This is a genomic window from Lacticaseibacillus camelliae DSM 22697 = JCM 13995, assembly GCF_001311195.1.
In the GTDB taxonomy this organism is placed as follows: Bacteria; Bacillota; Bacilli; order Lactobacillales; family Lactobacillaceae; genus Lacticaseibacillus; species Lacticaseibacillus camelliae.
Map to the genome: position 1 here is coordinate 1 of NZ_BBAJ01000091.1, position 8,197 is coordinate 8,197.

At 60.3% G+C, this 8,197-nt stretch carries 5 protein-coding genes and 4 pseudogenes; 2 read left to right on the forward strand and 7 right to left on the reverse strand.

Annotation, left to right across the window (positions count from 1 at the left end; all coding sequences use genetic code 11):
* Positions 1–8: 8 nt before the first annotated feature.
* From brnQ to JCM13995_RS11925, 3 genes and pseudogenes are all read right to left on the reverse strand, one after another.
* Positions 9–1,350, reverse strand: a pseudogene (gene brnQ / locus JCM13995_RS11915) (branched-chain amino acid transport system II carrier protein).
* 9 nt (positions 1,351–1,359) lie between these two features.
* Positions 1,360–2,175 (reverse strand): Cof-type HAD-IIB family hydrolase, encoded by an 816-nt coding sequence (locus JCM13995_RS11920; protein ID WP_054665940.1) that lies wholly within the window; start codon positions 2,173–2,175, stop codon positions 1,360–1,362.
* Between the two features lie 29 nt (positions 2,176–2,204).
* Positions 2,205–2,680, reverse strand: a pseudogene (locus tag JCM13995_RS11925) (nucleoside 2-deoxyribosyltransferase).
* 52 nt (positions 2,681–2,732) lie between these two features.
* On the opposite strand from JCM13995_RS11925, the gene JCM13995_RS11930 reads away from it, so the two are divergent.
* Positions 2,733–3,224, forward strand: a complete 492-nt coding sequence (locus JCM13995_RS11930) for a ribonuclease H family protein (protein WP_054665958.1) — start codon at positions 2,733–2,735, stop codon at positions 3,222–3,224.
* Position 3,225: 1 nt separating this feature from the next.
* Here the strand turns inward: JCM13995_RS11930 and JCM13995_RS11935 are convergent, their stop codons facing one another.
* From JCM13995_RS11935 to JCM13995_RS11950, 4 genes and pseudogenes are all read right to left on the reverse strand, one after another.
* Positions 3,226–4,107 carry a LysR family transcriptional regulator gene (locus tag JCM13995_RS11935; RefSeq protein WP_054665945.1) on the reverse strand — a complete coding sequence of 294 codons (882 nt, stop codon included), beginning with the start codon at positions 4,105–4,107 and terminating at the stop codon, positions 3,226–3,228.
* A gap of 127 nt (positions 4,108–4,234) precedes the next feature.
* Positions 4,235–4,602 (reverse strand): annotated as a pseudogene (locus JCM13995_RS11940) (DUF1634 domain-containing protein).
* Positions 4,599–5,444: a sulfite exporter TauE/SafE family protein gene (locus JCM13995_RS11945; RefSeq protein ID WP_082397856.1), complete on the reverse strand. Its 846-nt coding sequence runs from the start codon at positions 5,442–5,444 to the stop codon at positions 4,599–4,601. The pseudogene JCM13995_RS11940 and the gene JCM13995_RS11945 overlap by 4 nt, the downstream one beginning before the upstream one ends.
* A gap of 6 nt (positions 5,445–5,450) precedes the next feature.
* On the reverse strand, positions 5,451–6,068 hold the full coding sequence (locus JCM13995_RS11950) for a hypothetical protein (RefSeq protein WP_054665950.1): 618 nt from the start codon (positions 6,066–6,068) through the stop codon (positions 5,451–5,453).
* A 168-nt stretch (positions 6,069–6,236) separates the two neighbouring features.
* Here JCM13995_RS11950 and JCM13995_RS11955 point away from each other — a divergent pair.
* A pseudogene (locus JCM13995_RS11955) lies at positions 6,237–8,197 on the forward strand (ATP-dependent DNA helicase); the annotation flags it as partial.

The window sequence follows — 8,197 nt, forward strand, 5'->3', positions numbered from 1 at the left end:
GCCTCTGATCAGGCGCTTTTTTGATGCCGCAAAACGTGTTCCAAACCGGTGCCGACAACTAAGCCCAAAAGTGCCGGCACGACCCAGCCCAAACCGTAAGCAAACCCAGGCAGGTAATGACCCAGCGCTAAAAGCCGGGCGATCCAGCGTGGTGCAGCCCGGCTGGCAGTGCGTTGAGCCCATCCAGCAGCGCCGGCACCAGGGTGAACAGGGTCACGGTGCCGAACAGGCCGTGCGCGTGCCCCAGCCACGGCGTCAGCAGGCTGAGCAGGATCAGCGTGATCGCCAGCGGGTACAGGAAGTACATGACCGGCGTGGCAACGGCGAGAATGGCGTCGAGCCCAAAGTTGGCAAACAGCAGTGAGGCCCCCGCGGCCAGGGTGATCAGCGCAAAGTACGACACTTTGGGAAACAGCTCGTGCAGCGCATCGCCGAACGCGGAGATCAGACCGATCGCCGTTTTCAGGCACGCCAGGATCACAATTGCTGCCAGCAGCATCGACCCGACCGGACCAAAGTACGCCCGCGCAACATTGGCCAGAATCGGGCCGCCGTTGCTGGCGCGGGCAAACACCCCTAGGGAATTGCGCCCAAGCAGCGCCAGCAGGGCGTACAAAACTCCCATCATCACCACAGCCAGCGCGCCAGCCTTGATCGTGTTGCCGGCGATTGCCGTCGGTTTGGTCACTCCAAGGTCCTTGAGGGCATCGACACAATAATGCCAAACGCCAGGGCCGCCAGCGCGTCCATCGTGGAATACCCGGCGGTGAAGCCGGTCAACAGCGGCTGGCTGCCGTAAACGCCGGCCGGCGCGCCGCCTGACCCCAGCGGGTGCACGACCACGGCGACCAGCAGCACGCCCAGCACGATCAGAAACGCCGGCGTCAGGATTTTGCCGACGTAATCCATGATTTTACTGGGCCGGCGCGCAAACCACCAGGCAATGCCGAAAAACAGCACCGAGTAAACAAGCATCCCCAGCGTTGCGTGCTGGCTCCCCACCGCTTTCGCCAGCCCGATCTCGTACGAAATCGGGGCCAGACGCGGCAGCGCAAACGCCGGGCCGATGCAGACGTAAAGCACCAGGGTGAACCAAAATGCGTAGTGGCGGTTCACCTGCTTGGCGAGTTCAAACACGCCAGCCGTTTTGGTGATGCCGATGGCGGCGACGCCCAACAGCGGCAGGCCCACCCCGGACAGCAAAAACCCCAGCAGCGCCGGGCCCAGGCGGCTGCCGGCCTGCTGGCCCACAAACACCGGAAAAATCAGATTACCGGCACCAAAAAAAAGGCCGAACAGCATCGACCCGATGACCAGCTGTTCCCGTTTCGTCAGTTGATGTGAGGTCATGGCTCCTCCTTAAGCGGCAAGGTGCAAATACGCCTGCAAAAACCGTGCGACCCCGTCATGGGCGTTGTCCGCGGGGGTCACCGCATTCGCTGCGTTCAGAACGGCCGGTCGCGCATTTTGCATGGCCACGCCCACCCCGGCGTACTCGATCATGTCGAGGTCATTGAGGTCGTCCCCAAACGCGAGAATGTCCGGTTGCGCGATGCCGTACGCGCCGGCCACATAGGCCACGGCACGGGACTTGGACGCGTGCGCGGTCGTGATCTCAAGCGCGGTATGTTCACCGCTCCACGCGCCCCAAGTCTTGGCAACCAGCTGCGGAAAGCGGTCATGAACCGCGGTAGTCAGCGGCTGCAGCAGGTCACCGTCCACAAACAAGGTGACTGAGATCGGCGCCCGGGTCAGGCCGGCCTGGTCAAACAGGTGGGCCGGGTGCGGCAGGTCCGGTAGAAACGGGATGTTGCTGTACGCGTGGTCGGCGCGCAGCAGCTGTTTGCCTTCCGCCACCATCACGCGAATGTCGAAGTCCTGGCGCAGATCAAGCAGCTGCAGCGCCGTTTTGATCGGAATGGTCGCCTGCAGCTCGCGGTCCCACTGCTGGTGAGGTTTTTGAATCAAGCCGCCGTTAAAGTTAATCATGGGGCCGGTCAGGCCGATCTGATCGTAAAAATTCTCGGTGATCGAATCCGGCCGGCCGGTGGTGATCACCACCAGGTGTCCGGCATCCCGCGCTGCCCGCAGCGTCGCGATGGTTTTAGCGCTCAGCTGGCTGTCTTGGTTCAGGGTCGTCCCATCCAAATCTAAGGCAATCAATTTTCGGTTCATGTGGGTTACTCCTTCTTTCTTCGACAGGATCAGTACACGGCGCCGGGATACAAATTCGCACTCAGGCTGGTAAAGTCGTAAGTCGCCATCTCGCTCAGCCGCATCACCACGTCTGCGGCCCCCAGGCCATCAGGTTAATGGGCTCGCCAAATTGGCGATCGGGAATGACCAGCACGACCGGCTTGCCCAGCGCATGGGCGTAACCCATTTCCACGCCGCAGCCGACGTCTTCCTCCTTGGGCAGATAAATCACCGCCAGCAGGTCGGTCTGCTTGATGCCCAGCAGGTCCCCTCGATAAGTGGCCGTGGCCCACTCCGGGTCCTTCAGGTACTCGGGGTGCGCGCCCACGTCCAGCTTTTGATAAGGGTGATCCAGCGGAACGTAAGACAGGTCGCCGTTCAAAGTCGGGTTTTGGGTCAGCGCGGCCAAGGCCTGGTCGTAAGCTTGTTTTTGCGCTGGCGTGAACCAGCCGGCGGCAAAGTAAATACTTTTAGGATTTTTCAAAAGGTGCTCCTTCTTGCCTGTTGCTCACCAGCACGTATAATGATTGCTGGAGGTGGCAGACATCAACATTCAACTGTACACAGACGGGGGCAATCGCAACACCGGCAATGTCTTGGGCGGCTCGGTGCGGCCGACGGACAAAAGTGCATGGGCCGCGCTGCTGATTTACGGGGAGCACCACAAAATGCTTTCCGGCGCCGACTATGGCCGCACCAATAATTATATGGAAATCACCGCGGTCATTGAAGGCCTCAAGGCGATCACCAAGCCGAGCTACCAGGTCGATGTGTATTCCGACTCCGCCTACGTGATCAACACCATGAACGAGCGCTGGTGGGTTAAGTGGCAGCAAAACGGCTGGCAGAAAAAGGGCAAGCCCGTCATCAATGCTGAATTATGGCAGGCATTGCTGGCGCAAGTCAACCGGTTTGACCAGCCGCCGGTCTTTCACAAGGTCAAGGGCCACGCGACGAATCAGCACAACAACGAGGTCGACGCCGCACTGAACCTGGCCATGGACAAGTTACCGGCCCGCCGGCATTAAGTTATCCGGATAGGTTTTTTTGAACGAACTGCGCGATCACCGTCAGCATGTGCTCCACTGACGGTGATTTTTGCGTGGTCGGATTCGTCACCAGGCACAGTGTCCGGGCAAACGGCTCGGAAAACGGCCAGACGTTGATGTCCCCGGTCAGCTTTTGCAGCGCCAGGCGTGGCAGCACCCCAAAGCCCAGCCCCGCCTCGACCATCGACAGTATTGACTGGTCATCGATCGAGTAGTTCAGCGAGTTCGTGGACACCTGGTAGCGGTCCAGGGCCGCCTTGGTGTCGCGGTCGTAGTCCCCCTGTTGCAGGATGAAGGTCTGCTTGTTCATGTCGGCGTCGGTCATCGTCTTCCCGTTTTTCGGCGTGAAGTCGCGCGGCGTGATGCAGTAAATAGGGTCCTTGAGCAGCGGCACGACCACCAGCGACGACTCCACCGGCAGCAGCGAAAACCCGATGTCCAAGGCCCCGGTGCGCACCTGCTCGCCGATTTCATTGAAGCCGCCCTGCATCACCGACACGTCGACCTTCGGCGTTTCGGCCTTGAACTGGCGAATCACCGGCGGCAGCCAGTTGGTCGACACCGAGGAAAAGGCCCCCAGCCGCACGCGGCCGGTGTTTTGGCCATTGATGTTGTCGGCGATCTGGGTCAGCTGGTCCTCGAGGTTCAAAATGGCCTGCACCGTGGGCAGCACCTGCTGGCCGTCGGGTGTCAGCTCAACGCCGGTGCGGTTGCGAATGAACAGCGGAAAGCCCAGGGCAGTTTCGAGCTGAGAGACGCTGTGGCTGATCGCACTGGGTGTGACGTTGAGTGCGGCGGCGGCGCGGATGAAGGTTTTCTCCGTGACCACGGCGCGAAAGACTTGGTAACTGAAGTTGGACATGGCGGCTCCTTACGTGACAGATTTTCACAGTCAAAGATGTTATGTGAATAATCATACGCTTGTCTGGGCCGCGGTCAAGTTTGGCGCGCACGCAAAAACGCCTCGCATGACGGCGAGGCGTTAAGGCTTATCCCAGATACCCGATGATCATGGCGCCAATCAGGATGACAAGGACGGCGGTCGTGATCCAGGTGTACAAGCGGTCTTTTTCCTTGATGAAGGCGTAAATCGAGACCACGACCCGGAGCACCGGGGTCAGGATTAAGAGAAACAGGCCAAGCATCAGCACCGCGTACGGCTTTAGCGCCACGACGCCTTGCAAAATTGCGGCCGGCGACTCGGATGCGCGCCGGCCGGATAACCGCCGGTGCCTTCGATCAAAAACATCGCTAGGCCAATGACAATGACCGTCGCGGCCACGATCACGCCAATGCGCAAGATCTTGCCAATGATCAGCTCAATGTCCTTCGTTTCGGTTTCGATCTTCTGGTTCATCCGATGTTCACCCCGAATCCTTTAAGCAGCATCTGCAGGCCCATGTAGCCAATCACCGGAATGAAGATCCAGCGCAGCACCTTGGTCGGCATGATCTGCATCAGCCGCGTACCCAGCGTGGCCCCGATCAGGATTCCAATCGCGAGCGGCGCGGCAATTTGCGGCTGCAGCGAGCCGTTGAAAAAGTACACCGTTGCACTGGCGGCGGCGGTGACCCCCATCATCAGGTTTGACGTGGCGGTCGACGGCTTCAGCGGCATTTTCATGATGGTGTCCATCGCCAGGACCTTGAAGGCCCCCGAACCGATACCGAGCAGCCCCGACGCCAGCCCGGCGCCGAACATCATGGCAAAGCCACCCGGCACGTTGGTGACTTGGTAGTCGATCCGCTGGCCGGTGCTTTTGTCGAAGTACTGACCGTTCAGGTTGAGCTTTTCGGCCGCCTGGTCCGGCACCGGCGCCTTGATGTTTTCCGGCTTCATCAGCATCTTGCGGATCATGTTGTAAACCGAGAACAGCAGCAGCGCCCCGAACAGGAAGTACAGGATGTTCGCGTTGAACAGGCCCGTCAGGATCGCGCCGAGCACGGCGCCGATGGTCGTGGCGATTTCCAGAAACATCGCCACGCGCAGGTTGAGCATGTCGTCCTTGAGGTACGCGATGGTGGCGCCGCTGGAAGTGGCAATGACCGCCACAATGCTGGCGGCGATCGCGTACTGGATCGGCAGCCCGAGCATTAAGGTCAGCACCGGCGTGATAATGATGCCGCCGCCCAGCCCCAGCAAGGCGCCCAGGATCCCGGCCATCAGGCCCACGCCGGCCAAAAGAAGCGCTTGAACCACCATGGGCTAGTCCTCCTTCTTGCGGCTAGTCGTGCTGCGCTTTTTGGCCGCGGGTTTGCGCGTGGTGCGCTTGCGCGTCGTCGCCTTTTTCGCCGTCGTGCGCCGCGTGCTGGTTTTGCGCGTCGGTTTGGCCCGGCTGGCCGGGGCTTCCTTCACGATTGGCTTCGGCGTTTCGCGCGCGGTCTTGATGGCCGCCAGCTTTTCGTGCACTTCGGCGGCAACGGCAGCCATGTTGGCGGACTTATTCGCAAGGTAGGCGTCTGCCGTGGCGATTTCGTCGATGCGCAGGCCCGAGGCGTTGACGTACGGCGAAACCACGATCAAGTTAAGGGTGATGGGTGTGTCCTTATCCGCATCCAGAAAATTAGTGACCTTTTTGCTGTCCTCAAATGGCAGGTTGATGACACCAGTCTCAATGCGCACGTAGGTGGGCTCATCGCCTTCGATGGTCAGCTGCGCCGAAATGAGCTTCCCGGCGGCCAGGGCCTGATCCACATCACTAAAAACCGGGGCCAGCGCCTTTTCGACGCCTGCAGTGGCCGCCACCTCGGTGATTGGATAATTGGTCTGTTCGTAGTTCCCCGCTTCAATGGCTTCCTGAAAAGCCTTCACGTTGATTTCCATGTTTATCCCTCTTTACTTATTCTTTGGCCATCATATCCTATGTAAGCGGCTCGGTTCAAGCCGGCCTCCCTTTTCAAGCCCGAACATCCGTTTTATACTGGAGGGAAACGCCGGCGTGTGGACCCTCAAGCCCGCCGGTAAGATTTTGCCAAGAAAGGAGCCGCCACCATGGCAGACAACCGCATTGGCGTGCGCGAGCTCGTCGAACTCACCGTGCGCACCGGCGACCTAGATCCGGTCACCACCAATTCCAACAACACCGCCATGCTGGGCGCTTCGATCCACCGCCGGCTGCAGGCCGCTCATGGCGAGGACTACGAAAAAGAGGTCTACCTGGCCCAGACGGTCAAAGTCAACGACGTGGCCTACACCATTGACGGGCGCGCGGACGGCGTGGATACCAGCAAGAAGCGCACCGTGGTCGAGGAGATCAAAACCTCGGCGCGCGACTGGACGGATGTCACCCAAAACACCAAGGATCGCTACTGGGCCCAGGCACGCGTGTACGGCCATTTTCTCTGCGACGAGCGGGACTTGCCCGAGGTCGAGCTGGATCTGATTTACTACCAAACGACAAATGATCACATCACGCGCTTCACCGAGGTCAAAACCGCAGAAGAACTGGCCGACGACTTTCAGGACCTGCTGACCGATTTTGGCGACTGGCTGAAAATGCGCAGCGACATTGTCTTGCGCCGCGACGTCAGCATCAAGACTATGCAGTTTCCGTTTCCCAAATACCGCAAGGGCCAGCGCGAACTGGCCGCGGCCGTGTACCGCACCGTTGCCAACTCGACCCGCCTGTTTGTCGAGGCTCCAACCGGCACCGGCAAAACCATTTCCACACTGTTTCCGGTGCTCAAGGCCATGGGCGAAGGCCTGATCCAGCGCAGCTTTTACCTGACCGCCAAGCAGAGCACCCGCCACGTGGCCGAAAAAGCGATGGCGCTGATGACCCAGCACGGCTTGCGCGCCAAAAGCATCACGCTGACCGCCAAGGACACCATCACCTTTGACGACGAACCCGACGACCCCAGCGTGAACCCCTACATGCTCGGCTACTACGACCGCCTCAAGCCAGCGCTGAAGGACCTGCTGGGCCACGAGGACGCCATCACGCGGCCGGTGATCGAGCAGTACGCCAAAAAGCACACGCTGGATCCCTTCGAGTTCTCGCTGGACGTCAGCCTGTTTTGCGACGTCATCATCTGCGACTACAACTACCTCTTCGACCCAGCGGTGTTTCTCCAGCGCTTCTTTGCCGAGCCGGACACCGGCAACTTTTTCCTGATCGATGAGGCCCACAACCTGGTCGCCCGGGCGCGCGAAATGTACAGCGCGGAACTGTTGGACACTGACTTTGCGACGCTGCGGACCGCCATCGACAAAAAGAAGGGCAAGGGCCTGCCGCCGGTCAAGGGTGCCTTGTCGAAGGTGCTGACGGCCTTTGACGCGGTGCGCTTAACGGTGGACGACCAGCCGCTGACGTTTCAAAAACCCCAGCTCGATGACTTCATCGCCCAGCTAACCGGATTCACCAGCGCCGTGCACGACTGGCTCGGCCAGGACCCCGACACGCGCAGTCAAGACGTTGTCGACTTGGTGCTTCCGGTATTTTTCAGCGCCACCAGCTACCTGCGCATCGCCGATTACTACAACGACGCCTACGAAACCGAAATCGAAAACGCGGCCGGGGCCATCCACCTCAAGGAACTGTGCCTGGATCCCAGTCAGTTCATCTCGGACTGCTTGGCCAAGCCGCGGCGCCGTGCTGTTTTCGGCGACCCTTTCGCCGCTGCCGTACTACCAGGACATTCTCGGCGGTCGCGACCAGTCGCTGGCCTACCGCCTGCCGTCACCGTTTCCCCAGGAGAATCTCAAGGTGCTGGTCACCCAGTTTATCACGCCGACATACCGCAACCGTGAGTCCAGTCTACCGGCGCTGATCGCCAGCCTGACCATGATGGTGAGCACCAAGGCCGGCCATTACCTAGTCTTTCTGCCCTCACACAGCTACCTCACCACCGTCGCTGAGGCCTTCAAGGCCGCCAACCCCGACCTCGCCACGGTGGTGCAGGCCGGCTCCATGACCGGCGCCGAGCGCACGGCCTTTTTGGCGCGCTTTCGCG

Bases quoted from the DNA above. Each gene is read 5' to 3' on its own strand.
- JCM13995_RS11920 (WP_054665940.1), bottom strand. From the start codon at position 2,175: ATGAACCGAAAATTGATTGCCTTAGATTTGGATGGGACGACCCTGAAC.
- JCM13995_RS11935 (WP_054665945.1), bottom strand. From the start codon at position 4,107: ATGTCCAACTTCAGTTACCAAGTCTTTCGCGCCGTGGTCACGGAGAAA.
- JCM13995_RS11950 (WP_054665950.1), bottom strand. From the start codon at position 6,068: ATGGAAATCAACGTGAAGGCTTTTCAGGAAGCCATTGAAGCGGGGAAC.